The 24,442-nt window shown below is 38.9% G+C and carries 29 protein-coding genes; 17 read left to right on the forward strand and 12 right to left on the reverse strand.

The genetic code is table 11. The features are described 5' to 3' along the window. The first annotated feature begins 18 nt into the window (after positions 1-18). Complete coding sequence (locus NIS_RS04180) at positions 19-1,365, forward strand: N-acetylmuramoyl-L-alanine amidase family protein (RefSeq protein WP_012082138.1); 1,347 nt, start codon at positions 19-21, stop codon at positions 1,363-1,365. Here the strand turns inward: NIS_RS04180 and NIS_RS04185 are convergent, their stop codons facing one another. The 8 genes from NIS_RS04185 to aspS form a co-directional block, all read right to left on the reverse strand. Continuing rightward, positions 1,366-1,782: an RrF2 family transcriptional regulator gene (locus NIS_RS04185; protein WP_012082139.1), complete on the reverse strand. Its 417-nt coding sequence runs from the start codon at positions 1,780-1,782 to the stop codon at positions 1,366-1,368. Continuing rightward, positions 1,782-2,207 carry a DUF4395 domain-containing protein gene (locus tag NIS_RS10015; RefSeq protein WP_012082140.1) on the reverse strand — a complete coding sequence of 142 codons (426 nt, stop codon included), beginning with the start codon at positions 2,205-2,207 and terminating at the stop codon, positions 1,782-1,784. The genes NIS_RS04185 and NIS_RS10015 overlap by 1 nt, the downstream gene beginning before the upstream one ends. Before the next feature lie 96 nt (positions 2,208-2,303). Then, positions 2,304-2,822, reverse strand: coding sequence for an inorganic diphosphatase (ppa, locus tag NIS_RS04195; protein WP_012082141.1), 519 nt, complete (start codon positions 2,820-2,822; stop codon positions 2,304-2,306). A gap of 50 nt (positions 2,823-2,872) precedes the next feature. Then, complete coding sequence (locus NIS_RS04200; RefSeq protein WP_012082142.1) at positions 2,873-3,148, reverse strand: DUF503 family protein; 276 nt, start codon at positions 3,146-3,148, stop codon at positions 2,873-2,875. After that, positions 3,139-3,888 carry a competence/damage-inducible protein A gene (locus NIS_RS04205; protein ID WP_012082143.1) on the reverse strand — a complete coding sequence of 250 codons (750 nt, stop codon included), beginning with the start codon at positions 3,886-3,888 and terminating at the stop codon, positions 3,139-3,141. The genes NIS_RS04200 and NIS_RS04205 overlap by 10 nt, the downstream gene beginning before the upstream one ends. Continuing rightward, positions 3,875-4,459, reverse strand: coding sequence for an adenylate kinase (locus NIS_RS04210; protein WP_012082144.1), 585 nt, complete (start codon positions 4,457-4,459; stop codon positions 3,875-3,877). Before NIS_RS04210 ends, NIS_RS04205 begins: the two co-directional genes overlap by 14 nt. Before the next feature lie 13 nt (positions 4,460-4,472). Continuing rightward, a complete protein-coding gene (locus tag NIS_RS04215) occupies positions 4,473-4,697 on the reverse strand; it encodes a FeoA family protein (RefSeq protein WP_012082145.1) in 225 nt (74 codons plus the stop codon). Beyond that, positions 4,684-6,453, reverse strand: a complete 1,770-nt coding sequence (gene aspS / locus NIS_RS04220) for an aspartate--tRNA ligase (RefSeq protein WP_012082146.1) — start codon at positions 6,451-6,453, stop codon at positions 4,684-4,686. Before aspS ends, NIS_RS04215 begins: the two co-directional genes overlap by 14 nt. Positions 6,454-6,546: 93 nt before the next feature. On the opposite strand from aspS, the gene NIS_RS04225 reads away from it, so the two are divergent. The 13 genes from NIS_RS04225 (at position 6,547) to mrdA (ending at position 16,938) form a co-directional block, all read left to right on the forward strand. Then, positions 6,547-7,389 carry an NAD(+)/NADH kinase gene (locus tag NIS_RS04225; protein WP_012082147.1) on the forward strand — a complete coding sequence of 281 codons (843 nt, stop codon included), beginning with the start codon at positions 6,547-6,549 and terminating at the stop codon, positions 7,387-7,389. Then, complete coding sequence (locus tag NIS_RS04230; RefSeq protein WP_012082148.1) at positions 7,390-8,913, forward strand: AAA family ATPase; 1,524 nt, start codon at positions 7,390-7,392, stop codon at positions 8,911-8,913. Then, positions 8,910-9,680 carry a TatD family hydrolase gene (locus tag NIS_RS04235; protein ID WP_012082149.1) on the forward strand — a complete coding sequence of 257 codons (771 nt, stop codon included), beginning with the start codon at positions 8,910-8,912 and terminating at the stop codon, positions 9,678-9,680. Before NIS_RS04230 ends, NIS_RS04235 begins: the two co-directional genes overlap by 4 nt. Positions 9,681-9,699: 19 nt before the next feature. Next, a complete protein-coding gene (locus NIS_RS04240) occupies positions 9,700-10,911 on the forward strand; it encodes a lytic transglycosylase domain-containing protein (RefSeq protein WP_012082150.1) in 1,212 nt (403 codons plus the stop codon). Positions 10,912-10,984: 73 nt separating this feature from the next. Beyond that, positions 10,985-11,677: a septal ring lytic transglycosylase RlpA family protein gene (locus NIS_RS04245; protein ID WP_083754394.1), complete on the forward strand. Its 693-nt coding sequence runs from the start codon at positions 10,985-10,987 to the stop codon at positions 11,675-11,677. After that, positions 11,670-12,242 carry an imidazoleglycerol-phosphate dehydratase HisB gene (hisB, locus tag NIS_RS04250; RefSeq protein WP_012082152.1) on the forward strand — a complete coding sequence of 191 codons (573 nt, stop codon included), beginning with the start codon at positions 11,670-11,672 and terminating at the stop codon, positions 12,240-12,242. The genes NIS_RS04245 and hisB overlap by 8 nt, the downstream gene beginning before the upstream one ends. Then, the gene (locus NIS_RS04255; RefSeq protein WP_012082153.1) at positions 12,239-12,739 is read left to right on the forward strand and encodes a KdsC family phosphatase; all 501 of its coding nucleotides are present in this window, start codon (positions 12,239-12,241) and stop codon (positions 12,737-12,739) included. Before hisB ends, NIS_RS04255 begins: the two co-directional genes overlap by 4 nt. After that, entirely contained in the window at positions 12,740-13,240 is a 501-nt protein-coding gene (gene lptC / locus NIS_RS04260; RefSeq protein ID WP_012082154.1) for an LPS export ABC transporter periplasmic protein LptC, read from the forward strand. Further along, positions 13,237-13,695 (forward strand): lipopolysaccharide transport periplasmic protein LptA, encoded by a 459-nt coding sequence (lptA, locus tag NIS_RS04265; RefSeq protein ID WP_012082155.1) that lies wholly within the window; start codon positions 13,237-13,239, stop codon positions 13,693-13,695. Before lptC ends, lptA begins: the two co-directional genes overlap by 4 nt. After that, positions 13,692-14,300 carry a ribosome biogenesis GTP-binding protein YihA/YsxC gene (yihA, locus tag NIS_RS04270; RefSeq protein WP_012082156.1) on the forward strand — a complete coding sequence of 203 codons (609 nt, stop codon included), beginning with the start codon at positions 13,692-13,694 and terminating at the stop codon, positions 14,298-14,300. Before lptA ends, yihA begins: the two co-directional genes overlap by 4 nt. Beyond that, on the forward strand, positions 14,278-14,745 hold the full coding sequence (locus tag NIS_RS04275; protein ID WP_231852965.1) for an N-acetyltransferase: 468 nt from the start codon (positions 14,278-14,280) through the stop codon (positions 14,743-14,745). Before yihA ends, NIS_RS04275 begins: the two co-directional genes overlap by 23 nt. Continuing rightward, entirely contained in the window at positions 14,673-15,161 is a 489-nt protein-coding gene (locus NIS_RS04280; RefSeq protein WP_148164069.1) for a hypothetical protein, read from the forward strand. The genes NIS_RS04275 and NIS_RS04280 overlap by 73 nt, the downstream gene beginning before the upstream one ends. Further along, entirely contained in the window at positions 15,151-16,938 is a 1,788-nt protein-coding gene (gene mrdA, locus NIS_RS04285; protein WP_012082159.1) for a penicillin-binding protein 2, read from the forward strand. Before NIS_RS04280 ends, mrdA begins: the two co-directional genes overlap by 11 nt. On the opposite strand, the gene NIS_RS04290 is transcribed toward mrdA, so the two are convergent. Next, positions 16,916-17,842: a calcium/sodium antiporter gene (locus NIS_RS04290; RefSeq protein WP_012082160.1), complete on the reverse strand. Its 927-nt coding sequence runs from the start codon at positions 17,840-17,842 to the stop codon at positions 16,916-16,918. The two genes, mrdA and NIS_RS04290, sit on opposite strands and share 23 nt — an antisense overlap. Positions 17,843-17,852: 10 nt before the next feature. Next, on the reverse strand, positions 17,853-18,287 hold the full coding sequence (ybeY, locus tag NIS_RS04295) for an rRNA maturation RNase YbeY (RefSeq protein ID WP_012082161.1): 435 nt from the start codon (positions 18,285-18,287) through the stop codon (positions 17,853-17,855). 82 nt (positions 18,288-18,369) lie between these two features. On the opposite strand from ybeY, the gene NIS_RS04300 reads away from it, so the two are divergent. The 3 genes from NIS_RS04300 to queC are packed head-to-tail and all read left to right on the forward strand — an operon-like array spanning position 18,370 to position 21,789. Then, a complete protein-coding gene (locus NIS_RS04300; protein WP_012082162.1) occupies positions 18,370-20,367 on the forward strand; it encodes a methyl-accepting chemotaxis protein in 1,998 nt (665 codons plus the stop codon). A gap of 1 nt (position 20,368) precedes the next feature. Next, complete coding sequence (locus NIS_RS04305) at positions 20,369-21,127, forward strand: CheR family methyltransferase (RefSeq protein ID WP_012082163.1); 759 nt, start codon at positions 20,369-20,371, stop codon at positions 21,125-21,127. Beyond that, positions 21,127-21,789 carry a 7-cyano-7-deazaguanine synthase QueC gene (queC, locus tag NIS_RS04310; protein WP_012082164.1) on the forward strand — a complete coding sequence of 221 codons (663 nt, stop codon included), beginning with the start codon at positions 21,127-21,129 and terminating at the stop codon, positions 21,787-21,789. The genes NIS_RS04305 and queC overlap by 1 nt, the downstream gene beginning before the upstream one ends. Here the strand turns inward: queC and NIS_RS04315 are convergent. After that, complete coding sequence (locus tag NIS_RS04315; RefSeq protein WP_012082165.1) at positions 21,782-23,353, reverse strand: APC family permease; 1,572 nt, start codon at positions 23,351-23,353, stop codon at positions 21,782-21,784. The genes queC and NIS_RS04315 overlap by 8 nt on opposite strands. After that, entirely contained in the window at positions 23,346-24,434 is a 1,089-nt protein-coding gene (gene dctP / locus NIS_RS04320; protein ID WP_012082166.1) for a TRAP transporter substrate-binding protein, read from the reverse strand. The genes NIS_RS04315 and dctP overlap by 8 nt, the downstream gene beginning before the upstream one ends. Positions 24,435-24,442: the final 8 nt, after the last annotated feature.

Below are 24,442 nucleotides of genomic sequence, written 5' to 3' on the forward strand. Positions count from 1 at the left end.
TTTTTCATCATAATACTATTGACATCGATACTTTTTGCTAAAAATGTTCAGTTAGAGAAGGCAAAATATTATTGCCAACTCTCTTCCAAAAATGCTCAGCTCAAGGCTTATAATCTATATAAATCCGTTTATATAAAATCGTTGATTGACAACAACAAGAAAGAGAAGATTGAAGCTTTAAAAGGATTGATAGAGTGCTCTAAAAAACTCCATTTAAAAAGTGATGATTATGAACGGGAACTCTCCTATCTCATAGGCGGTAAAAAATCACTCTATAAACCTAAGCTGGCAAAAAACAAAACCACTACTCAACACAGCACTTTAACGAGCTATCGATTGAAATCGGGGTATGTACAATTTTTCTTTAATCGTCCTATCGATAAAAAAGATATTCGCCATTTTACGCTCAAAAGAGGAAGTATTTATAAAGATATCTACGATATCAAGGCTCGACTTGGATTTAAAAAGATTATAAAGAAATTGCATACTGTGGATAAAATGAAAATCGCACAGTATAAAAAAGATGTTGTTCGTATCGTTTTTGAGAACTCCTCTGCGATACGTTCACGATTTAGTCTCAAAAATAGACTACTCAATATTTATTTGAAAAAAAATAGTTCCACATCTGTTTCTAAAAAATCTCCAGACACCATTCGAGTCATTCCGCAGGTGATAAAAAATAGCAGTTACACTATTGTGATCGATCCTGGACACGGCGGCAAAGATAGTGGTGCCATAGGCTATAAAAGAAAAAAAGAGAAAGATATCGTTCTTTCCATTGCCAAAAAAGTGTATAAATCTTTAAAAAATGCAGGGTACAAAGTCTATCTTACAAGACGAGGTGACTATTTCATTAGCCTCCGCAATAGAACAAAATTCGCCAATAAGGTTCACGCTAATCTCTTTATCTCCATACATGCCAATGCCGCTCCAAAACGAAGTAGGTATCTGACGATGCATGGATTGGAAACATTTTATCTCTCCCCCGCAAGAAGCTCAAGAGCAAAGAGGATAGCGGCTTTGGAAAACAGAGTGGATATGCAGGGTATGAACTATTACAGTAAAAACGTCTATCTCGATTTTTTAAATCGGGAAAAAACAATACTTTCAAATAAGCTGGCTATCGATATACAAAAAAACATCTTGTATCATCTAAGAAAAAGATACAAAGTAAAAGATGGCGGTGTGCGTCCCGGTCCTTTTTGGGTCCTTGTTGGTGCTCAAATGCCATCAATCTTGATTGAAGTAGGATATATCACCAATCCAACAGAAGCAATGCGCTTGAGTAACCCTATCTATCAGAAATTGATTGCGAAAGGCGTTGTAGAAGGGGTGGAAAGCTATCTTAAAAACATTGAGAAATGATTAAATACAGTAATCTATATGTGATCTGGCTTTGAGTCTGTATTCGTCAAAGATAGTGATCGGCCTGGAAAGAAAATTCTGAATCGTTTTGTTAAAATCGCTCCACAACGCTTCTAATACAGGGTTTTGGGTTCTACATATACCGGTACAGCACTCTGGTTCTACGCTATTGATTATATCGATTAAAAGAATCTCTTTGGGAGGTTTGGCTAAAATATATCCGCCTTTCGCTCCACGAATTGATTTGACGATACCACTTTTTTTCAGATCCAACAGGATCTGTTCCAAAAAATTTTTGGGGATAGAGCCAAGTTTGGCTATCAATTCTGTCTTCAGTGGCTTGTTTTCGTTGTAATGTTCATATAGGACAAAAATCGCTGCAATCGCATAGGATCCTTTTGCTGAAACAAGTGCCATCAATTACTCCATTTTTGTATTTGTTGATACACAACACATCCTACACAAAATCCAAAAAGTGCTTCAAGCATTATACATAAAAGTAAAATGGAGGCAAACGTATATGAAACGACAGGAATCGTAGCACTCACTATGATACATATTGCAATAACAAGTCCCAGTTTCAATGCAAAATTTTTAGAAGCTCCATCCTCTAACTTCGGTCGTATCGCAAAGAGGTTTTGTATCAATTTGGCAGTATACAGGAAAGGAGCCAATCTTTTATCAAAAAGTCTCAAGATCATCTCAAATACCACGGGAAGAAAAAAGAGAATATTTTGTGACAACAGATACAAAAGCGTAAAAAGAATGAAAAAAAGTCCACTGATGCGAAGTTGTACTACATCGACTCTTTCTGATGAAATGGGGCAAGAATTGAAGTGCATAAACCTCTCCTGATAAATTGTACTGCCATTATAATGCAGAGAGGCAAAAATGTCAAGTAAATCAGTTGAAATAGTAGGGTATGAAGGGGAGAGGGCCTATTTATAGTTCTGTATGGCCTCTTCCAAAATCTTTTCAGCTTCCTCTTTCCCTTTATACTCTTTCACTTTTACCCATTTGTTCGGCTCAAGAATTTTATATGTTTCGAAAAAGTTCTTGATCTTATCGAGCGTGTGTTTCGGTAAATCCTCTATAGTTGTAATATGATCATATGTAGGGTCAACTTTTGAAACAGGTACGGCCAGTAATTTTTCATCCATGCCGCTCTCATCTTCCATGACAAGAACACCAATGAGCCTACATTTAATGACACTACCTGGTACGACAGGGTAATCGCACAATACCATAATATCGGCAGGATCTCCATCTGCAGCGAGCGTATTTGGTACAAAACCGTAATTTGCAGGATAAAACATCGCACTGTACATGACACGATCTACCCATATAGCGCCACTCTCTTTGTCCAGTTCATACTTTATGTTTGATCCGTAAGGAATCTCGATGAGTGCGTGCACTTTATCTGGAGACTCCCCATGTCCAATTTTTTCTAGATTCATATGCTCTCCTCTTGATGGTTTTGCGTATTATATTGAAAAATAGTTGTAAATTAGATTAGTTCATATTGAAGGGATATTTCTAGGTCGGGGAAATGGGTTTCCAACATCTTTTCCAGATTTTCTATTTTTTCATTGGCATCTTGCGCACTGCTTGCAAAAAAGAGTAACTCTAGGTGGCCCTCTTTAGCATATTCTCCGCTGATGTCGGCAACGCACATATTTTTGTTTTTAAGCTTATCTTTGATTGAATGCAGAATTTTGCGCCGCCCTTTGAGAGATTGGACGAATGGAAGATCGATGGTTACAAAGACATGAACTATCTGCAATTATCTACCTTGTAGGAAAATCCCCTTTTTTCAACTTCATGGATAATGTAATCAAACCACTCCTTTGCCATTTTCTTGTCATAAGAAGCGATGGAGAGTACATCCATATATTGTCCATTGTTCATAGAAGGCAGTGATGAAAACTCGATCTCTTTCGGAATTTTTTGCATGATATCTAAAAGATCGTTTTCGCTAGCATCAATACAGATGGAGTATCGGAATTTTTCTCTATTTTTTGGAAAAAATAGATCGAGTGCCTGTCGGACCATAGGATGGGCCATTTCGGGGAAACCAGGAACAAAGAAGAATCTATTTTCAATATAAAACCCTGGCACATTGTTGACAGGGTTGTCCAAAAGCTTTGCCCCTTTTGGAAGCATCGCCATATTGATACGATAAGGATAGGCAGCCTCTTTGAATTGATCAATTATGCGCCTTTTTGCCTCTGGATGTTCATACAGCTTTCCATCTCCAAAAACTTTTGCTGCTACCATTCTTGTATGATCATCGGGGGTGGCTCCTATGCCACCAAAACTAAAAAGAACGCTATTTGGATCGCTTTTAATGAGTCTATAGAATGATTCCATTAAAGCGGGATCGTCTTCTATGATAGAGGATGCTTTGAGAGTGAAGCCGCGTTTGAGCAGTTCATCTCTCAAAAACGGGAAGTGTTTATCTACTCTTCGACCGTTCAGTATTTCCGTACCTATGATAATGGCATAGAAATTAGGCGTTTTCATCGATTTTTTGCAAGATGAAACTTTCCATATCTGCTACGATCTCTTCAATGGTTCGTTCACCATCTATTTTTTTCAGTAGCCCTTTTTTTTCATAGAACTCTTCTATCTGATTGAGTGGTTCAAGATAGAGTTTCATTCGGTTGTTGAAAACCTCTACATTGTCATCGGCACCTCTTGCTCGACCGAGTACTCGTTCACGGGCTGTCTCTTCGCTTACAACCACTTCGATGACAGCTTCTAGTTTGATAGAAGGATTTTCTTGAAGCATCTTGTCCAAAGCTTCCATCTGCTCGACACTTCTTGGAAAACCGTCGATGATAATAACCTCTTTATCGCTGTTTAAGATAGCGTTTTTGATGGTATCCATGACGATTTCAAGAGGAACCAACTGTCCATTGTCTATAAAACTGGCAATTGTTGCTCCAAGTGGTGTTCCTTTTTTAACCTCTTCTCGTAAAAGATCGCCTGTAGAGTAGTGGGCAATCAAATCACTATGCTTTTTCGCAATGATTTCGGCATCTGTCGTTTTTCCACTTCCCGGTGCACCTATGATTAAAAACAGTTTTTTCATACTATCGTCTCCTTTAGATATATTCGACTCTGATTTTGTCTGCCTGTCCACGGCATAAAGCGATTTTTGTCCCGTTGACTTCTATTTGAATAGGGCCAAAAAAACTTTTATTCTGGACGTATACTACATCTCCTCGTCTAAGGCCCATCGATTCGAGTTTGCATTTGAACTCGTCACAATCTTTCTCAAAACCCAAAACTCGTACCTGACTTCCTTGTCTGGCCTCACTGAGCTTCATACTTTTTCGGTTCTCTTATTCTAATATGGAGCTCTTTGAGTTGTTCCGGATCAACTTTACTTGGTGCCTGGGTCAACAGGCACTGCGCTTTTTGTGTTTTTGGAAAAGCGATCACGTCACGGATATTGTCCCGTTTTGTCAAAAGCATCACGAGTCTGTCAAATCCAAGTGCAAATCCTCCGTGAGGAGGCGCTCCAAATTTGAGTGCATCGAGTAAGAATCCGAACTTCTCTTTTGCCTCTTCATCGCCGATTCCCAAAATTTCAAAAATTTTCTTTTGGATTTCCGGCTTGTGGATACGGATACTTCCTCCGCCAAGCTCTACACCATTGAGTACGATATCGTATGCCTGGCTTGTCATGGCTTCGTAGTCTTCGGTATCGATATTTTTTGGCATGGTGAAAGGGTGGTGCAGGGCTTTTATCTTCACCTCTCCCTCTTCAATCTCAAACATTGGAAAATCGACAATCCAGACAAATTCAAATCTGTCATGGTCAATGAGTCCAAGTTTTTTTGCCACTTCGTTTCTCAATCTTCCCATATAGTCAAGAACGATCTTTTTGGGGCCTGCACCAAAGAATATAAGATCGCCAGTTTCTACTGCACATCGATCGACTAGCGCTTTTTTCTCTTCATCGCTTAAAAATTTTACGATAGGACCTTGCAAGTCGCCATCTTCTTTCACTTTGACCCAAGCAAGGCCCTTTGCGCCAAATTTTGCTACGAAGCTGGTCAATGCATCGATATCTTTTCGCGTTAACGCATCTGCTCCGCCTTTGACAGGAAGTGCTTTGATTCGGTTGAGCTTTTTGTACTGGGCGATATCTCGAAAAACTTTGAGTTCAGTGTTTTCAAAAATGTCGATAACATCGACAAGTTCAAGACCAAACCGTAAATCCGGTTTATCGCTACCATACTTTTCCATGGCTTCTTTGTATGGCATTCGTCTAATTGGAGTTTTTACTTCTACGCCCGCAGCTTCGAAAATCGATTTGATAAGTCCTTCTGCAACTTCGATAACTTCATCTTCTGTGCAGAAACTCATCTCAACATCTATCTGGGTGAATTCGGGTTGTCTATCGGCTCTGAGGTCTTCATCCCGGAAACATTTTGCAATCTGAAAGTAGCGATCAAATCCTGCAACCATCAAAAGCTGCTTGAAAAGCTGCGGTGATTGAGGCAAGGCATAAAATTCCCCAGGATAGAGTCTGCTTGGAACAAGATAGTCCCTTGCACCTTCCGGAGTCGATTTAGTCAAAATAGGCGTTTCTACTTCCAAGAAGCCGTTTTTATCCAAAAAGTTTCTGGCCGCAATAGCGACTTTGCTTCGAAGCTCAAAGGTGTTGAAAGCCTCTTTTGTCCGAAGATCGAGATACCGGTATTTGAGCCTAATCTCTTCATTCACGGTGTTGTCGCCAATCAAAAATGGCAGTGGTTCACTCTCGTTTTCTATTACAAGCTCATCGACAACGACTTCTATTTTTCCGGTTTTCAGTTTCGGGTTTTCAAGGCCTTCGCCTCTGAGGCGAACTTTTCCTTTTGCAATCAACACATACTCGTCCCGTACACGTGTGGCGATTTTATGTGCCTCTTTACTGTCTGCCGGGTCACAGACGAGCTGTACAAGACCCGTTTTGTCTCTAAGGTCAATGAAGATGACCCCACCATGATCTCTGTAGCTGTTGGCCCAGCCACAAAGTACCACCTCTTTGCCTATATCTTTTTCATTCAATTCTGCGCAATAGTCGGTTCTCAACCCTCTTCCTTTGAACAATTTTGGGGCAATTATACAAAAAAACCTCTTATGTTAAAATACATATAGAAAATGTAATGATGGAAGTGAGAGAATATGAAACTCGATTGCGTAGGTGTAGTGATAAAACCAGGCGGATCCGATCTGAAGGGTGTTTATAAAAAGATTAAAAAGATTTTTGAAAAAGAGCATATTCGTGTGGAAATCGATAAAGCAAGTGCTCAGATCATCGGTGAAAAAGATGGGCATAGCTTTGATGAGCTGTGTAAAAAGTGTGATATGCTCCTTTCCCTTGGAGGTGATGGGACACTTATTTCGGTAGCAAGAAGGAGTTATGCACACCACAAGCCTGTACTTGGAGTCAATGTTGGTACTTTGGGTTTTTTAACGGACATTCGACCAGATCAAGTGGAGGATTTTGTCAAAAAACTCAAAAAAGGTGAATACAGAATCGATGAGCGGATGATGATAGAGATATCGATATTGGGAAAACGGGAAAAAATTGTCGCTTTCAATGACGTTGTAGTCACGAGGCCTGCCGTTTCGAAAATGATCTATATCGATGCGGTGAGTAACGATGTACTGCTCAATAGCTACTATGGAGATGGTTTGATCATTTCTACTCCTACCGGATCGACTGCGTATAATCTCTCTGCGGGAGGACCAGTCGTGTATCCGTTTACGGAAGCAATCGTTTTCACTCCGATATGTCCTCATTCACTCACCCAAAGACCTCTTGTCTTGCCAAGTGATTTTGAGATCAAAGTGACTACAAAAAGCAAATCGGCACTTTTGGTGATAGATGGTCAAGATATGTATGAGTTTACGCCCGAAGATATTGTATTGGTCCGAAAAGCGCCTGTAGGGGCGAAGTTGATACATCGGGTGGAGAGAAACTACTTCAATGTCTTGAGAGAAAAATTGGGTTGGGGCATATAGGTGATAGAGCGTTTATACATTAAAAACTATCTTACCTTTGAAGAGGAGACGCTGGAGTTTTCTCAAGGTCTGATGGTCTTCACGGGTCCCAGTGGGGCGGGAAAAAGTCTTATAATCAAAGCCTTGCTTTCTCTTTTTGGACTTGCTCCTTTGGAAGCAAAAGTTGCAGAGGCGGTTTTGGATACGGAGTTAGAGAGTGAAGCTCTGGATATCGATCCTGATGAGAATATCATCATACGAGGAATAAAGAAGGAGAAGATTCGTTTTTTTCTCAATGATCAAACGATATCGAAAAAAAGCCTACAGCATATTTTCCAACATTATATAGCCTATCTCAATCCGAAGGATTCCAATTTCTTCTCTAGTGCTCATGTCTTGCAGATGATAGATGATTATGTTCAAGAGCCAGACTTTTTGTCTTTGAAACAATCGCTTGCGCAGCAGGTAAAAGAGTTGTTTGATTTGAAAACGGAGCTCTCTTTGATTGAAGAGAATGAGAAAAAACGTGAAGAGCTCAAAGAGTTTTTAGAGTACGAGATACAAAAAATAGATTCTGTCGCTCCAGAACCCGGCGAGTATGAGCGACTGATGGAGATCAAAAAGGAACTTTCCAAAAAAGAGAAAATTACGGAAGCCATTCAAAAAGCGCAGCTCATTTTTGAATACGAAGGATATGTAAACGAGGCTTTGGAGCTGTTGGATGAAGAGAGCCAATTGTTTGACGAAGCGATGAATTGGCTCAAAGAGATCTTCGCTACAGCTCTGGAACATCTTGAAGAGTTGGACGAGCTTGATATCGAATCTATTTTGGAACGCATTGAAGCGCTTTCCTCACTGAAAAGACGATATGGGAGCATTGAAGAAGCGTTGAATGTTCGCAAAGAGAAACAGAAAGAGCTCGAAAAGATAATGAACCTGGAGTTTGAAAAGGAGCATCTGGAGCAAAAGATTGTACAGCTGGATCAATCGTGTATGCAACTAGCTCAAAAAATTTCGAAGATGAGAAAAGATGCCGCAAAAAGATTTACAGAAAAGATCAATGCATATCTTAAACCTTTAAAGCTTTCCAATGTTTCTATACGGTTTTTTGAAAAAGAGTTGGATAAAACTGGGATAGATAAAGTCGAGGTCACGCTTGAATCTGTACCTTTTGAAAAGATAAGTTCTGGGGAGTATAACAGGCTCAGACTTGCTTTTATGGCGGCTTGGAGTGATGTGAAATCCAAAAGTGGTGTTTTGGTTTTAGATGAGATCGATGCCAATGTAAGTGGCGAGGAGTCTATGGCCGTAGCAAAAATTTTAAAAAAACTTTCCAAAGATTATCAGATTTTTGCTATCAGTCACCAAGCCCAATTGGCCAGCCTGGCCGATAAGCACTTTTTAGTGACAAAAAGTGATAAAAGCAGTGTGAAAGAACTCAATGAAAATGAACGTATCCAAGAGATAGCAAGAATCATCAGCGGAGAGAAGATAACGCCAGAAGCGATAGAGTTTGCAAAAAAGATGCGAAAGGAGAGTCGTTGATTATCGATACACATACCCATCTGGACCATAAGATGTTCCAAGAAGATGTAGATGAAGTGATACAAAGAGCGAAAGAAGCGGGAGTGAAACGTTTCATCATTCCAGGAGCCGATCCCAAAGATTTGCCAAGAGCAGTGGAACTGGCTCAAAAATATGATGAGGTCTTTTTTGCAGTTGGTGTTCATCCATATGATATAGACTATTTTGATGAGTCTTTGTTTACAACCTATGCAAAACATGAGAAGTGTGTTGCGATTGGTGAGTGTGGTCTTGATTACTACAGACTTCCAAAAGATGTAGAAGAAAAAGAGGTTATAAAAAATCGGCAAAAAGAGATTTTTGAAAAACAGATTGAGATAGCGAATGAACTCGATCTTCCTTTGATTGTCCATATCCGTGAAGCGAGCAGTGACGCAAAAGAGATTTTGGAACGAAAAAGCGGTCCTCGAGGAGGTGTGCTTCACTGCTATAATGCAAGTCCGATTCTGTTGGAACTCAGTGATCGATTCTATTATGGAATCGGTGGAGTTGTGACTTTTAAAAATGCAAAAAAATTGGTACAGATTTTGCCTGAAATTCCTCTAAACAGAATTGTACTAGAGACAGATGCTCCCTATTTAACGCCAGAACCTTATCGTGGAAAGAGAAATGAGCCTGCATATTTGCAGTACGTTGTACAAAAGATAGCGCAGATTCTTAACGCACAACCTAAAGAGATAGAAGAGATAACGACACATAATGCAAAAAAACTTTTTCATATAGTATAATAGCGCAAAAGGGAGAAGAATGCGTTTTTTTTTCATACTTTTTTTTGTTGTCAATTTCAGCTTTGCTTCTTTGAGTTTCAATAGAAATACAACCATTTACAATCACGTACTAAAAAGCCTCGATATACCTCAAAAATTTATCTATACGAGAAATTTTCACACAATCCAACAGGAGTTCAAACGGTATCGCAAATCCCATTTTTTTGATGTTTCAAGAACAGAAACCTATTTTGTACCAGATCTCATAAAGATCATCAATGCCCAGAATATTCCAGATGTATTTTTATTTATGGCTCTGGCAGAATCAGGTTTTGCCATCCATGCAAAATCGAGAAAGAAAGCGATAGGGTTATGGCAGTTTATGCCTGCAACAGCTAAAAAATTTGGACTCAGAGTCGATGAGTTTGTTGATGAGAGAAAAGATCCTTACAAATCCACGAATGCGGCCATCAAATATCTCAAACATCTCCATACGATATTTGGAAAATGGTATCTTGCTGCATTGGCATACAATTGTGGTGAAGGTCGGGTTTTAAAAGCGATAAAAAAGGCCGGGACGGATGATATTGTAACTTTGATCGATCCGAAAAAGCGCTATCTTCCAAAAGAGAGCAGGCGCTATATCTACAAAATAGTCATGTTGGCCTTAATGGCAAACGATGCGAGATATCAGCTCAATGCAGATTTGGCCTATATTTTGCTTCGAGGCGAAGAGTATGATGTGATTCCCGTACAAGTAAAAGGTGCAGAACTTCTTGGATATATCAGCGATTCCATACGACTCAATTACAACTACCTTAAAGAGCTCAACCCTCATCTTAAAAGAGCCTTTACACCACCCGATGTTCAAAAATACACTATTTACATCCCACGAATGAAATATAACGATTTCAAGCGTTTTTACAAACCTTCCAATTTTGCTGAGGGATTTCTTACACATCGCGTGAAAAAAGGGGAATCGCTCTATAAAATTGCAAGAAAATATGGGGTGAAAGTATCGATGTTGAAGCGCTTTAACAATTTAAACCGAAGTATGATTCGTATCGGACAAAAACTGATAGTGCCTATTCCAAAGAAAATCATCAAAAAAAGAGTGTACAGAGTCAAAAAGGGCGATACGCTGACGTTCATTGCAAAAAAATTTGGTGTAACTGCGCATAAAATAAAGCAGTGGAATAAAAAAAGAGATAGCAGACTTCGCATAGGAGAGGCACTTGTTATCTACAATTAAATATGTCGTTTTTTTCCTCATCGCACTTGTTTTTGCAGGATGCGGTGCGAGTGTTTCCACTCTATCCTATTCGATGCATCAAGGAAGTTACGGAGAAATCAACGACTCTCCTGCAGTCCATAGAGCTACAATGCGTCCCTATGTCGTCAATGGTGTGCGGTACTATCCTACCGTTGTAGAAGTAGGGACGAAATATAGAGGAATTGCAAGTTGGTATGGCCCAAATTTTCATGGAAAAAAAACGAGTAATGGCGAGACTTACAACATGTATGATTATACAGCGGCCCATAAAACCCTTCCTATGAATACAATGGTACGAGTGACAAATCTCAATAACGGGAAGAGTACGGTGGTACGCATCAACGATAGAGGGCCATTTGTTGGCAATAGAATCATCGATCTTTCCTACAGTGCGGCGAAAAAAATAGGTATGGTCAAAACTGGAACGGCTCCAGTTGAACTTGAAGTTCTTGGATTTGGTGGAAAGGTGGAAAACCTGCCAGGTGTACCCAAACGAAGTGTCGTTTTAAGCAATTTTGCTGTACAGATTGGATCATTTAGGCGATACCAAGGGGCAAAAATCACAAGGAATCGCAATATGTTGGTACAAGGCAGATACAAAGCGGTTATCAAAAAATTCTATGTGAATGGCTTGCCTTTATACCGTGTATGGCTTACAGGCTTTCGTAGCGAAAAAGAGGCCCGGGATTTCATTGCGCAAGGATTGTATCCTGGAGCATTCATCATAAGGAACAGCAATGATTAAAATAGAGAGACAAACAAAAGAGACAGATATCGTCGTTGAATTGAATGTTGATGGAAAAGGAAAATCAGATATTGATACCGGTATCGGTTTTTTTGATCATATGCTCGAATCCTTTGCAAAACATGCACGTTTTGATGTTAAAGTCGTTTGCAAAGGGGATATCCACGTCGATTTCCACCACAGCGTGGAAGATGTGGGAATCGTTTTGGGGCAAGCTTTCTACCAGTCAGTATTTCCGGTTCACAACAAAGAGCGTTTTGGCGATGCGGTGATCGTTATGGATGAGAGTGCGGTAGAGTGTGCAATAGATCTTTCCAACAGACCTTTTTTGGTTTATGAGGTGGATATTGACGGTACAATTGGCCAGTTTGATGCGGAACTCATTGAAGAGTTTTTCCGAGCTTTTGTTTTCAATGCTAGGATCACTGCCCATATCATTCAAAAAAGAGGCAAAAATAGACACCATCTTGCCGAAGCATCTTTCAAAGCATTAGCTGTTGCTCTAAGACGTGCTCTTGCAGAAGACAAAAGAGCGGGAATGCCAAGTACAAAAGGCGTTTTATGATTGAGCTTTTGGTACTCGATGTAGATGGTTGTATGACAGATGGCTCGATTACGTATACGAATTCTTTAGATGAAGCGAAAAGCTTTAACATTAAAGATGGTTTTGCAATCGTCCAATGGTTGAGATTGGGGAAAAAAGTCGCAATTATTACAGGAAGAACATCGAAAATAGTTGAATACAGAGCAAAGGAACTGGGTATAGAGTACCTATATCAGAGAGTAAAGCGTAAAGAAGAGAAACTTTTTGAACTGTGCCAAAAACTTTCTATCCCTCTTGAGAATGTCGCTGCAATAGGGGATGATCTGAATGACTATAGATTGCTAAAACATGTTGGGCTCTCTTTTGCACCTGCAGATGCGGTCGATTTTATCAAAAAGCATGTGGATATTGTTCTTGCCAAAGGCGGTGGCAAAGGAGCTGTGCGGGAAATGATCGAGTATCTTCTTCGGCAAGACGGATTATATGAAGAGTATCTTTCGTTCTGGATAGGGGAGTGATTGCGATACTTTCTCTTTTTAGGTCTTATCGTATGCTATCTTCTTGTCTGGTTCATTTTCTTTAAACCTTTCAAATATGAAGTACGTCCGAGTGTTCAAGAGAGTGTAGTTTTTTACGATTTTTTATATCGTTCTTTTGCAATTGACGGCAGTTCATTTGTCCTACAAGGTAAAAAAGGAGTTAAAAGGTCAAAAGAGATAGAGGTCATACAGCCCATAGCATATCGAAATGGTGAGAAAATAACAGCTCAAAAGGGTATATTTCATCAAGATAAAAACAGTATCGACCTTTTTGATAAAATCGTTTATCTGGGAAAAGAGTACACTTTGAAGAGCTCAAAAGCACATTATGATATAAGCAGTGAGATTTTGAGCATTGATTCACCGTTTGTAATAGAGTCGGATAGATATACGATTTTTGGTAAAGAGCTCAAAGTTAATAAAAAACTTGGTAGAATTTGGTCAAAAAAAGTGAAAGCAATCATAAAGAGTGAAGAATGAAAAAAATAATATTTTTACTGTCCATATCTTTTATACTGTTCGCTCAAGAGATAGAGATAACTTCACAAAAGTTTGAAGCAAGCGAAAAAGAGCTTATTTCTAAATTTTTTGGGAATGTGTTCGTTAAAAGAGGGACGAATCGCTTATGGGCCGACAAACTTTTTGTCTATTTCAATAAACAGAAAAAACCTATAAAATTCATCGCAACAGGCAATGTACGATTTGACCTTTTTGATCAAAAAAATAAAGAATATAAAGGGAAGTGTAACAAACTGGTCTACTTTCCGAATAAAAAAGTGTATCAACTCTTTGAGGATGTGCATATAGTGACATATCCAGATAAAAAAGAGGTGTATGGTGACAAAATATATCTTGATCTTATTGCATCAAAAGTAAATGTGGCAGGAACGAAAAAGAGACCTGTGAAGATGATACTGAATATCGAGGAAAAATGATTCGTCCCGTTGCTTCCAAATTTGTAACTTCTGCGCCAACAATCAAGCAGGCCCCACCTGCCAGTATGAGTGAGGTGGCATTTCTTGGAAGAAGCAATGTAGGGAAAAGTTCTTTACTGAACGCTCTTACAGATAGAAAAAATCTTGCGAAAAGTTCTGCCACTCCAGGGAAAACGAAGTTGATCAACTTTTTTGATGTAGAATACAAAATAGGCGATAAACGATTTCCTCTTCGTTTTGTGGATCTTCCAGGATATGGTTATGCAAAAGCGAGTAAAACTTTGAAAAACGAGTGGCAAAAACATCTTACACAGTTTCTGGCCAACAGGGATGCAATTCGAGTTTTTGTGCATTTAATTGATGCGAGACATCCATACATGATGATCGACGAGCAAACGAGATCATTTTTACAAAGTATCAAAAAGAAAGATCAAATTGTCATTGAAGTTTTTACAAAAGCAGATAAATTGAAGCAAAAAGAGTTAGCTGCCTTGAAAAAGCGATATCCCAATGCACTGCTGATTTCAAATATGACAAAAAGAGGAATCGAGGAGCTGAAACACAAGATTTTGGAGCATGTTTTTGGAAAAGATTCGCTACTGTAAACCAACCCTTTTAGATATCGATCAGATGCAGGATCTCGTGGCACCCTATGTGAAAGAGGGGATTATTCTTCCAAGAAGCGATGATGAGATAGCTACGAATATCCGATCGTATATTATTGCTCAGTATGAAAACCAGATAGTAGGATACGTTGCTTTACATATTCATAGTAAAACTTTAGCAGAGATCAGGAGCTTAGTGGTTGCACAGGAGTATCAAGGCAAGGGCATTGGAAAAACGCTGGTCGAAAAAGCGATTCAAGAGGGAGAGAGTTTAAGGGTTAGAAAAATTCTTGCGCTCACGTACAATAAAGAGTTTTTTCAAAAGAAGGGTTTTTATGAAATTAACAAAGAGGATGTTCCAGAACATAAAATATGGCAAGATTGTATAAAATGCAAACATTTTCCTATATGCAACGAAGTGGCAATGATGATCGATCTTGGTTGATACATCTTGGCGTTTCATTTTTATTTCTCCTTTTATATGAACCTTTTACGACAATCTATGTCTACCTTCCTCCTTTTCTTGCGTTAGCGTTTTGGAAAATATATAGTTCCAAAAAGAGTTTGGAACGATGGTTATGGGCCATATATATCTATATTTTTGAAATAGATCACGCTTTGCCTGTTCTGAGCCTTTTTGTGATCTTTTTTACCATCTATTTCATATTGCATTTTATTTCGAAATTCATTTTGTGTCACATTTGTCAAAAAGTTTTGGCAACCTCTCTTTTATATGGAGCAATATTTCTTATGCTCCATTTTATGCATACACCTTTGCATCTGTATGATGCCATGTTTCCAAATATAATCGTCTACTACTATCTCGTGGATTTGATACTGGTGGTTTTGTATGAGGATTAAAATCGTTCTTTTGCTCTTTTTTTCTGTCATTATTCTTTTGTTGATTCGTGTCTACTATCTAGCCATCAAATCGAATAGCTATTATGAAACTTTGGCAAAACAGAATATGATTAAAACGGAGTGGATTTTGCCAATTCGCGGTGAAATATATGACCGTAACGGCATTCCTCTTGCTATCAATAAAATAGGTTTTAAAATCCTTCTCGATCCGCATTTGAGCAGAGTCGAAAGAGCAAAACTGATGCAAAATATTGCCCATTTTTTTCCTGATATCGATCCAAAAAAGATGGAGAAAAGATACCAAAGATATAATTCTGCGTACAATCATGATCCTATTACCGTCGTTCCTTTCATTGAGTATCAAAGAATGCTTCCTTTTTTTACAAAACTGTCCTTTTATGAACATATTTTGATCAAACCCTCGTTTCAGCGATACTATCCATTAAAAAGTGTGGCCTCCCATATCGTTGGATATGTTTCAAGAACCAATACAATGGAAGCAAAAAAAGATCGTGTTGCGAAAATGACCGGTATCATCGGAAAAAGTGGCATTGAACGGTACTACAATGACTACCTTGAAGGTGAACTTGGATACAAAAAGCTTAAAGTGACTGCATTCAACGAAGAGATTGCGGTTTTAGAGGAGAAAAAGCCGGTTCAAAATAGGAATCTCTATCTCAGTATCGATATTCGTTTACAAAAATATATTCAAAAGATTTTTAAAGGCAAAGCTGGTGCAGTGGTGGTTATGACCACGGATGGAGAGATACTGGCAGCAGGGAGCTATCCAGAATATGATCTCAATCTTTTTGTCAATGGTATCAGCAAGAAGGCTTGGCGCGATCTCATAACAGATCTCAATCACCCCTTTACGAACAAATTGATAAACGGTTTATATCCTCCCGGTTCAACAATCAAGATGGGTGTGGCCCTTTCGTTTTTGGATACGGGAAAAATTTCACCCTATACACCCTTTTATTGTAGCGGTGCTATTGAACTTGGCAAAAGACAGTTTCGATGCTGGAAATTGAAGGGACATGGGGAAGTTCGCCTGATAGATGCCATACGGGAAAGCTGCGATGTATACTTTTATGAAGGAAGTTTGAGAGTTGGAATCAACAAGATAGCAAAAGATTTAAGAAATATGGGATTTTCAAAAAAGACTGGGATCGATTTGCCCAATGAATTTATCGGAGTCATTCCCGATAAAGATTGGAAAAAGAGAAAATATCATCTGCCTTGGTACATGGGAGAGACCGTTGTCTCTGCGATTGGACAAGGTTACGATCTCGTTACTCCTATGCAGATTGCCAGATATACCGCTTTACTGGCTACATCCAAACTACCCACACCCTATCTTGGAAAAAAATTTCTTGATCACTTGACGAAACCAAAAAGCAAAGATGTATTGACAAAAAGGCAAAAAAGGCTTTTGCCATATGTACAAAGAGGAATGTATGAAGTATGCAATGCCCCACACGGAACGGCATATCATGCATTGAAAACCAAGGTGACTGTCGCAGGTAAAACGGGTACAGCTCAAATCGTTTCCATTCCTCAGGATGAAAAAAAGAGGATGAAAGAGGAAGAACTCAAATACTATTCCAGATCCCATGCCTGGTTGACGACTTATGCACCGTACAAACATCCAAAAATTGTCGTGACAGTACTTGTGGAACATGGCGGACACGGAGGTTCCGCTGCAGGTCCGATCGTTTCGAAAATTTATGATAAGTTGATAGAGCTTGGTTATCTCAAGGCAGATGGGCGACGATAAATACTCCGAGTGTAGCTAAAAGAACTATACCGGCAGATTTGTTGTACAGTCTCGTAGCGGTAATGAAAATGAGCATGACAGAGGCGATGATGGCAGTGAGAATATCAAAAGCGTAGGTATGCATATTGACATGAAGTGGATTTACCAGTGCAGCACTTCCAAGAACCACGCTAAAGTTTGCTACATTCGATCCTATTATATTTCCGATACTCATATCGGCTTTATCGTTCATGGCTGCCACAATGCTTACAACCAGTTCGGGTAAGCTCGTTCCAAAAGCGATTAAAAACAGCCCTATAAGCCACTCTGAAACACCTAGTGACCTTGCGATATGACTTGCGCTTTCCACTGCAAAATCTGCGCCATATACAACCATGACAAATCCAACGAGAAGTAGAATCAGTGTAGGTATCCAGGCAAATTTCTCTTTGACAATATCTTCGTCTATCTCTTCTACCACCAAAGAGGGTTCACGAGACAAGAAGAGGAGATAACCTCCCATCAATATAAGGAAAAAAACTCCTTCGACAAATGTGATCGTGCCGTCAAAAGAGACCATTAAGAACATCAAAAGCGGGAAAAGCGCCCAGGCGCTATCTTTTTGGAATATGTCCCGTTTCGGTGTTACTTTTTTTGAAAAAAGAAAAACGATACCTAAAACGAGAGTAATATTGATAATAACGCTTCCTATGACATTTGAGATAGCAAGATCGCTTTTATGATTGTAACTGGCCGCTATGCTTGCAGCCATTTCGGGAAGACTTGTACCTAAAGCGACGAGTGTGGCACCAATGACAAATTCCGAGATGTCAAAATGCAGGGCAATCTTTTCAGATTCTTTGATGATAAAATCGGCCCCCTTGATCAAGGCAGCCATGGAGAGGATGAAGATAAGATAATCCAAAGAGACTCCTTTATTCGTACGTTCTAATAATTAAACTTTTGGGAAGATTATACTCAATGATCAGTTTTTCTTCCATTGCACGCATCTCTCCGTTGTCGGATTCATGATCATAACCAAGCAGATGGAGTAGTCCGTGGATATATAAAAGAGCAAATTCATCTTTTGCAGAGTGTCCAAGTTCCTTTGCTGTGTGCAAAACTTTGTCCGCATTGATAACAATAGATCCAAGCGGCGCATTGGGAATCTCTTGCATAGGAAAGCTGAGTACATCCGTTGTTTTATCTATATCTCTATATGTTTTGTTCAACGTTCGCATCCGTTCATCATCGACAATCATCAATTCAACCGGTCTGTCTGTCAGTTGTGAAGTAATAGATTCCATCAGTTCGATATCGAACTGATCAAAATCTGTTTCATTGAAAATCTCTATAAGCCGGTTTTGCATAATTTTGTATCCTTTAACATGTAATTAACTTTAACTATTATAGAATAATTACCATACCAAAATGTTTAAGAAAGAGGACAATATGGGTTTTCTGAACAAATTTACAATCAAAACAAAGATCATTATTTTAATTATTACGTCCATAATCGCCGTTGTCTTATTTGCATCCAATTTGATTGTGAAAGATTATGAAAAGTTGACACAAAACAGACTGCTTTCAAGAGATGTGGTGTTGGCGATCAATATAAGTAACCTCGTGCATGAACTGCAAAAAGAGCGGGGTATGACTGCCGGTTATATTGGATCAAATGGTACGAAATTTATGAAAATGCTTCCAAAACAGCGAAAATTGACTGATGAAAGAAAACAAGTACTCCTTCGAAAACTAGCATCCATGCAAGCAGAACTTTCAAAACAGAATGACATTCAAAAGAATCTACAAAAAGCCTCTGCAATGCTAAAAAAACTCTCTACAATACGGGCTAAGGTAGACAAGTTGCAAATACCTCTACAAAAAGCGATTGCATTTTATACAACTCTCAATGGGACTTTGTTAGACACTATTGCCATGCTTGCAAAAAAATCGGATGATGCGACGATTGCAAAAAAACTTATTTCCTATGTGAACTTTTTGTATGCAAAAGAGCGTATGGGTATTGAGCGAGCTGTTCTATCTGCTGTATTTGCGAAAAACTATTTTACAGATGCATTGTATGAAAAATTTTTGAGGCTTATTAGTGAACAGCACGCTTTTTTGAAAACATTTTCCGTAACAGTAGATACAAATCTTTTGCACACATTTCATCAGCTCATGGAAAACTCAGCCGTAAAAGAAGTGAACAATCTTGAAGAATTGGCAATGAACAAGGCGAAAGAGGGGGGATTTGGAGTCGATCCTACCTATTGGTTTTCTATGATGACAAAAAAGATCAATTTGATGAAACAGTTTGAAAAAGTTTTACAAAAAGATTTGATAAACAGTATCCAATATCTCATTGCACATGCAAAATCTGTAGTAGTGTATTCTGCACTCTTTTCTGTATTGGTTGTAACATTCCAAATGATTTTTGGACTTCTCATTAGCAGAAATATTATGAAAGAGATACGAACAATTACATCGAGACTGCAATATGCGGCAAAAACGAAAGATATGACGCAACTTATTGAAATAGAGAGCGAAGATGAAATAGGGGTTATCGTTCAAAGTGTCAATGAACTCATTCGTGCATCCAAAGAGGCGATAGATAGGGCAAAAAAAGCAACTCAAGAAAATGCTTCGATTGCCGCCGAACTAAACTCTACTGTTATGGAGATAGGAAAACGGGTAGAAGATGAGGCGCAAATTGTTGCCAATACTACTGGAAAAGCAAGCAGTATCCAAAAGCCTCTTGCGGAATCTGTCGAAAATCTCGAAAATTCTCAAGAAGAACTGCAAAATGCCAATAAAAAGCTTGAAGATGCTAAAGAAAGTATAGAAAACCTTTTGGATACATTGAAAAACAGTGCAGAAAATGAGAAAAAGGTTGTTGCAGAACTGCACGCTTTGGTTAATGCGACAGATGAAGCCAAAGAGGTATTGAATTTGATTGAAGATATTGCGAGTCAAACCAACCTTCTTGCACTCAATGCGGCTATAGAAGCAGCAAGGGCTGGAGAACAGGGTAAAGGTTTCGCGGTTGTTGCAGACGAAGTTCGAAATTTAGCAGAAAAATCACGAAAATATGTGGAAGAGATTCATGGCACAATAGGAAATCTTATCGATGTCATTAGAGGCATTTCGGATAAAATTGCCAAAAATGTTGAAGATGTAAGTAGATTGGCTCAAACATCAGTAGAAGTTGAAAATAGTGTGGAAGAGGTTACGGATGCCATGGAAGCAAGTGTGGTAAAATCAAACCAATCTTCCGAAAAAATGAAGGCAATCGTTCAGGAAATAGAAAACATTATCGATGAGATTAAAAAAATTAACAATATATCTTCATCAAATGCAAGAAGCGTAGAAGAGATTGCTACCGCAACGGAACATCTTTATAAACAGATCGAAGATTTGACACAGATATTAGGTGAGTTTAAAACCTGACATGGATTGTTACGAGGAAATAAAAAGATATTTTTATAAAGTAACAGGTATCCGGTTCGATTCAAAAATAGATATCGTAAATGAGAAAATAGAACGTGCGATCCGTTTGCTAGGATATGATGAGTGCAGTTCATTTATTCATGATGTTAAGAACGATTCTGATGTGCTACAGAAGCTCATCGATCTACTCACTGTATCTATGAGCTATTTCTATAGGGAAATAGAACATTTTGAATTTATCGAGAAAGAACTGTGTGCAAAACAAAATAAAATATTTTCTATACCGTGTGCAATGGGTGAAGAGCCCTATTCACTTGCTATCTATCTGTTGGAACACGGGAAAGCAGAATTTTTTATCGATGCATCCGATATAAGTGCCCAAGCCATTCAAGAGGCAAACGAAGGCTGTTATCTTCATACGAAATTTCGATATATGCCCGAAAAGCTTTTTAAAAAGTATTTCCGGCAAAAGGGGAACCGATTCTGTATTGATGAACAGATAAAGAAGTATATTTCCTTTTCTGTAAAAAACCTTTTCAATTTGGAAAGAGAATCTTCAAAATATGATTTTATTTTGTGTCGAAATCTTTTTATCTATTTTGATCAAAAGAAAAAACTTGAGGCTTTACAGATTTTGAGTGAACGATTGCTCACTGGAGGCTATCTCATTGTTGGAAAAGCAGACCATATAGATAAAGATATTGCAAACTTGAAAAAAATAGGATATAAACATTTAAAAATTTTTCGAAAAGAGGCGTAATGAAAGCGGTTGTGATACTGAGTGGAGGAATGGATAGTAGCATCACGGCGTATATGGCAAAAAAAGACGGGTATGAGATCATCGCTGTTCATTTCAATTATGGACAGAGAACAGAGCAAAAGGAGCTGGAAGCTTTTCGAGCTATTGCCGGCGAACTCAATGCTAAAACATATGAGATAGATCTTCCCTTCTTTGAGCAAATAGGAGCTTCGGCTTTGATAGATACCAATATAGCTATTCCAAAGCAGGGGATTGAACCTGGTATCCCTGTTACCTATGTCCCTTTTAGGAATGGAATTTTTTTGAGTGTTGCTGCCGCCATCGCTGAGAAAGAAGGGGCTGATTCTATTTATATAGGCGTTGTTGAAGAGGATAGTAGCGGATATCCAGATTGTCGTGAGGATTTTATCCAAAAAATGGAATCTGCCATTAATGCTGGAACGAAGCCCGAAACCGATATAAAGATCAAAACGCCTCTTATTCATCTGAGAAAAGAGGATATTGTGCAACTCGGTCTTTCTCTTGGGGTTCCTTTGGAGAAAACATGGAGCTGTTATGAAAGTGAAGATGAAGCGTGCGGAGAGTGTGACAGCTGTCGACTTCGGCTGAAAGGATTTGAAAAAGCCGGTGCCAAAGATAAAATTCCATACAAATCTACATGATTCTTACTGCATCTTGTGGAATTTTCTCTTTATTGTTTTGCATGCGGATGTGAACAAATTTTTCACTGTTGTGTTTTAACTCGTTATTTAGTTTTTTGTAAAACTCTTTTTTTATTGCATTATGATCACCATTGCTCACAAAGAGAAGGTTGATTTGAGAGGTACCTTCGGGAAGTTTGTATATATGCAAATCTTGAAATGTATGTTTCATTTGCTTAAAAATAGGCAAAAGATAGTTCATATGCGATCGCAAAAATGCAACTCTTTTTTCCAATTTGGGATCAATGAACGTTTGTAACCGCACTTTCGTCAATGATCTATAAATGAGTTCAAAGAGGAATGTGGCTATCAAGACAAGAGTAGAGGATTTGAGATTGTCCGGATTGTGTTGATAGTTGTATCCTATCAAAACAGATATGGAAACTATGCTTAAAAGAAAACCGAGAAAACTTATCCAGCGGTTTGAGTTCGTTTCGCGGTATAGTTTGAAATTGACATAATTGACACATGCAAAAATGATCAAAAACCCAAGACTTCCTGCTATCGAGATGTTTTCAAGGTTGAAAAAGGTTGCAAAAACAATGGAAAGAAGTGCTAATATTAGAAGCCCTTCACTACCATTTTTCCATACTTTTTTTGTCAGTTCCTTAGGCAGGCCTCCTGTTTTGGCTATCAGGTAGCTCACTCTTGCACCGCCGTAAAGTGTCGCATTGATAGCTGAAGAGGTAGAAAGAAGCGCTGCAATACCGATAAGGACAAAACCGAGTTCTCCCAAAAAAGGTTTTGCCGCTACCGCAAGGGCAAAATCGCTATATTTTTGGACTTCTTCATAGGTAAGGTTTGCGACTGCTACGGTAGCCACAAGAATGTAGATAAAGATGGTGGTAATAACAGAAGCATAGAAGGCTTTTGGCAGATTTTTTTCCGGCTCTTCAATATCGGCAGCTGTATTAGCGATAAGTTCAAATCCTTCATAGGCCAAAAAGATGATCAATCCACCGGTTAAAATTTTGAAAATACTCTCGTAATGTTCAGGCGAAAGTTTGGAAAAATCACCGCTAAAAAAACCAAAAACACTGAAAAAAAGCAAAATGCCAACTTTTAAAAAAACCATTACGTCTTCTGTCTTTCCGCTCACATAGGCACCAAGGAAGTTTAAAAAAGTAAACAGAGCGATAACGAAAACGATAAACAGTTTTTTATAGAGTGCTATTTCGTGTCCAAAAAAGAGAGCATTTGCGTAACTCCCGAAAGCATAGGAGTAGAGTGCTAACATAATGATATAGCTTGCAAGGAGCAAGGTGTTAAGATAGGCACTAAAAAGAGTATTGCCAAATCCTTGAACAAGGAACTCGACCGTTCCTCCCTCGCTAGGGAATTTGATGGAGAGTTTAGCATAGGAGTATGAGGTTATGAGAGCAATGATTCCGGCAAATAAAAAAGAGATTGGCGCAGCACCTTTTGCCAAAAGGATCGTGAGCCCGAGAACGGCGAATATTCCACCGCCGATCATACCCCCTACGCCGATGGAGTAGGCTTCCCAAAAGCCAATTTTTTTATCCATCTCTCATTTCCAGGTATCGTTTGAGTCCCAAACTTGTCCAATCTCTATTTTGCATCCAGTACGGTTCTATATCCTTCCATACCCTTTGGAAATCTTCACTTTTTTGTGACTGTTCATGTATGACCAGCATCAGCGCTTTTTTGGCAGCATCGACAATCTCTTGTGGCCAACTCTTCAATTCCACACCAAGAGATTTGAGTTTTGTAAGAGCTTTAGCATTTTCATGCTGAAATCTGTAAATCATTTTCGCATTGAGTTCTTGCGCAAGTGAATCGATGAGATGATGGATATCCTTTGGTAAAGATTCCCAAAATTTTTTGTTAAATGTGAGTTCAAGTACACTGCCAGGCTCATGAAAACCGCTGTAGTAATATTTTGCGACTTTATAAAAGCCCATTTTCATGTCAAGCGCTGGACCTACCCATTCTGTTGCATCGATGGTACCACGATCGAGGGCTGTGAAGATTTCTCCGGCGGGCAATAATATAGGATTGATACCGAGTTTTGCCATCACTTCTCCACCAAGTCCAGGAATACGCATTTTAAGACCTTTAAGATCTTTGAGGGTATGAATCTCTTTTCGAAACCATCCTCCCATCTGTACATCGGTATTGCCGCCAAGAAGTGGGTAGAGATTGTATTTTGCATAGAGTTCCCGCCACAGATGTAAACCGTTTCCGTAATTCATCCATGCATTCATCTCCGTAGAGGTAAATCCGAAGGGAAAACCGCCAAAAAGACTGAAGGCGCTGTTTTTACCCTTCCAGTAGTAGGGACCAGAATGGAAAGCCTCAATCTGCCCGGCACTGCATGCATCAAATACTTGTAAAGCGGGAACTAAAAGATTTTTGGCAAAGACTTTAATCTGGACTTCACCATCACTGGCCTGTTCGACTCTTTTTGCAAACTCCTCTACACCTTCACCCATAATGGGAAAATGTGCAGGCCAGCTTGTTGCGAGTTTTATTGTTATCTTCCTTTTTTTTGCAATAGCAAACTCTTTTACCTCTTCACGTTTGCATCCGCTCATCATTGCAGCGGTTGTCACTGCCCCAGCAAGAAGGAATGATCTTCTTTTCATACGTATCC

The sequence above is a fragment of the Nitratiruptor sp. SB155-2 genome (genome assembly GCF_000010325.1).
Lineage (GTDB): Bacteria > Campylobacterota > Campylobacteria > Campylobacterales > Nitratiruptoraceae > Nitratiruptor.

Bases quoted from the DNA above. Each gene is read 5' to 3' on its own strand.
- hisB (WP_012082152.1), top strand. From the start codon at position 11,670: ATGATTAAAATAGAGAGACAAACAAAAGAGACAGATATCGTCGTTGAA.
- ybeY (WP_012082161.1), bottom strand. From the start codon at position 18,287: ATGCAAAACCGGCTTATAGAGATTTTCAATGAAACAGATTTTGATCAG.
- NIS_RS04255 (WP_012082153.1), top strand. From the start codon at position 12,239: ATGATTGAGCTTTTGGTACTCGATGTAGATGGTTGTATGACAGATGGC.
- NIS_RS10015 (WP_012082140.1), bottom strand. From the start codon at position 2,207: ATGCACTTCAATTCTTGCCCCATTTCATCAGAAAGAGTCGATGTAGTA.
- NIS_RS04225 (WP_012082147.1), top strand. From the start codon at position 6,547: ATGAAACTCGATTGCGTAGGTGTAGTGATAAAACCAGGCGGATCCGAT.
- NIS_RS04315 (WP_012082165.1), bottom strand. From the start codon at position 23,353: ATGGATAAAAAAATTGGCTTTTGGGAAGCCTACTCCATCGGCGTAGGG.
- yihA (WP_012082156.1), top strand. From the start codon at position 13,692: ATGATTCGTCCCGTTGCTTCCAAATTTGTAACTTCTGCGCCAACAATC.
- NIS_RS04185 (WP_012082139.1), bottom strand. From the start codon at position 1,782: ATGGCACTTGTTTCAGCAAAAGGATCCTATGCGATTGCAGCGATTTTT.
- ppa (WP_012082141.1), bottom strand. From the start codon at position 2,822: ATGAATCTAGAAAAAATTGGACATGGGGAGTCTCCAGATAAAGTGCAC.
- lptA (WP_012082155.1), top strand. From the start codon at position 13,237: ATGAAAAAAATAATATTTTTACTGTCCATATCTTTTATACTGTTCGCT.
- queC (WP_012082164.1), top strand. From the start codon at position 21,127: ATGAAAGCGGTTGTGATACTGAGTGGAGGAATGGATAGTAGCATCACG.
- NIS_RS04300 (WP_012082162.1), top strand. From the start codon at position 18,370: ATGGGTTTTCTGAACAAATTTACAATCAAAACAAAGATCATTATTTTA.
- NIS_RS04245 (WP_083754394.1), top strand. From the start codon at position 10,985: ATGCATCAAGGAAGTTACGGAGAAATCAACGACTCTCCTGCAGTCCAT.
- NIS_RS04305 (WP_012082163.1), top strand. From the start codon at position 20,369: ATGGATTGTTACGAGGAAATAAAAAGATATTTTTATAAAGTAACAGGT.
- NIS_RS04210 (WP_012082144.1), bottom strand. From the start codon at position 4,459: ATGAAAAAACTGTTTTTAATCATAGGTGCACCGGGAAGTGGAAAAACG.
- dctP (WP_012082166.1), bottom strand. From the start codon at position 24,434: ATGAAAAGAAGATCATTCCTTCTTGCTGGGGCAGTGACAACCGCTGCA.
- NIS_RS04205 (WP_012082143.1), bottom strand. From the start codon at position 3,888: ATGAAAACGCCTAATTTCTATGCCATTATCATAGGTACGGAAATACTG.
- NIS_RS04215 (WP_012082145.1), bottom strand. From the start codon at position 4,697: ATGAAGCTCAGTGAGGCCAGACAAGGAAGTCAGGTACGAGTTTTGGGT.
- NIS_RS04240 (WP_012082150.1), top strand. From the start codon at position 9,700: ATGCGTTTTTTTTTCATACTTTTTTTTGTTGTCAATTTCAGCTTTGCT.
- mrdA (WP_012082159.1), top strand. From the start codon at position 15,151: ATGAGGATTAAAATCGTTCTTTTGCTCTTTTTTTCTGTCATTATTCTT.
- NIS_RS04280 (WP_148164069.1), top strand. From the start codon at position 14,673: ATGGCAAGATTGTATAAAATGCAAACATTTTCCTATATGCAACGAAGT.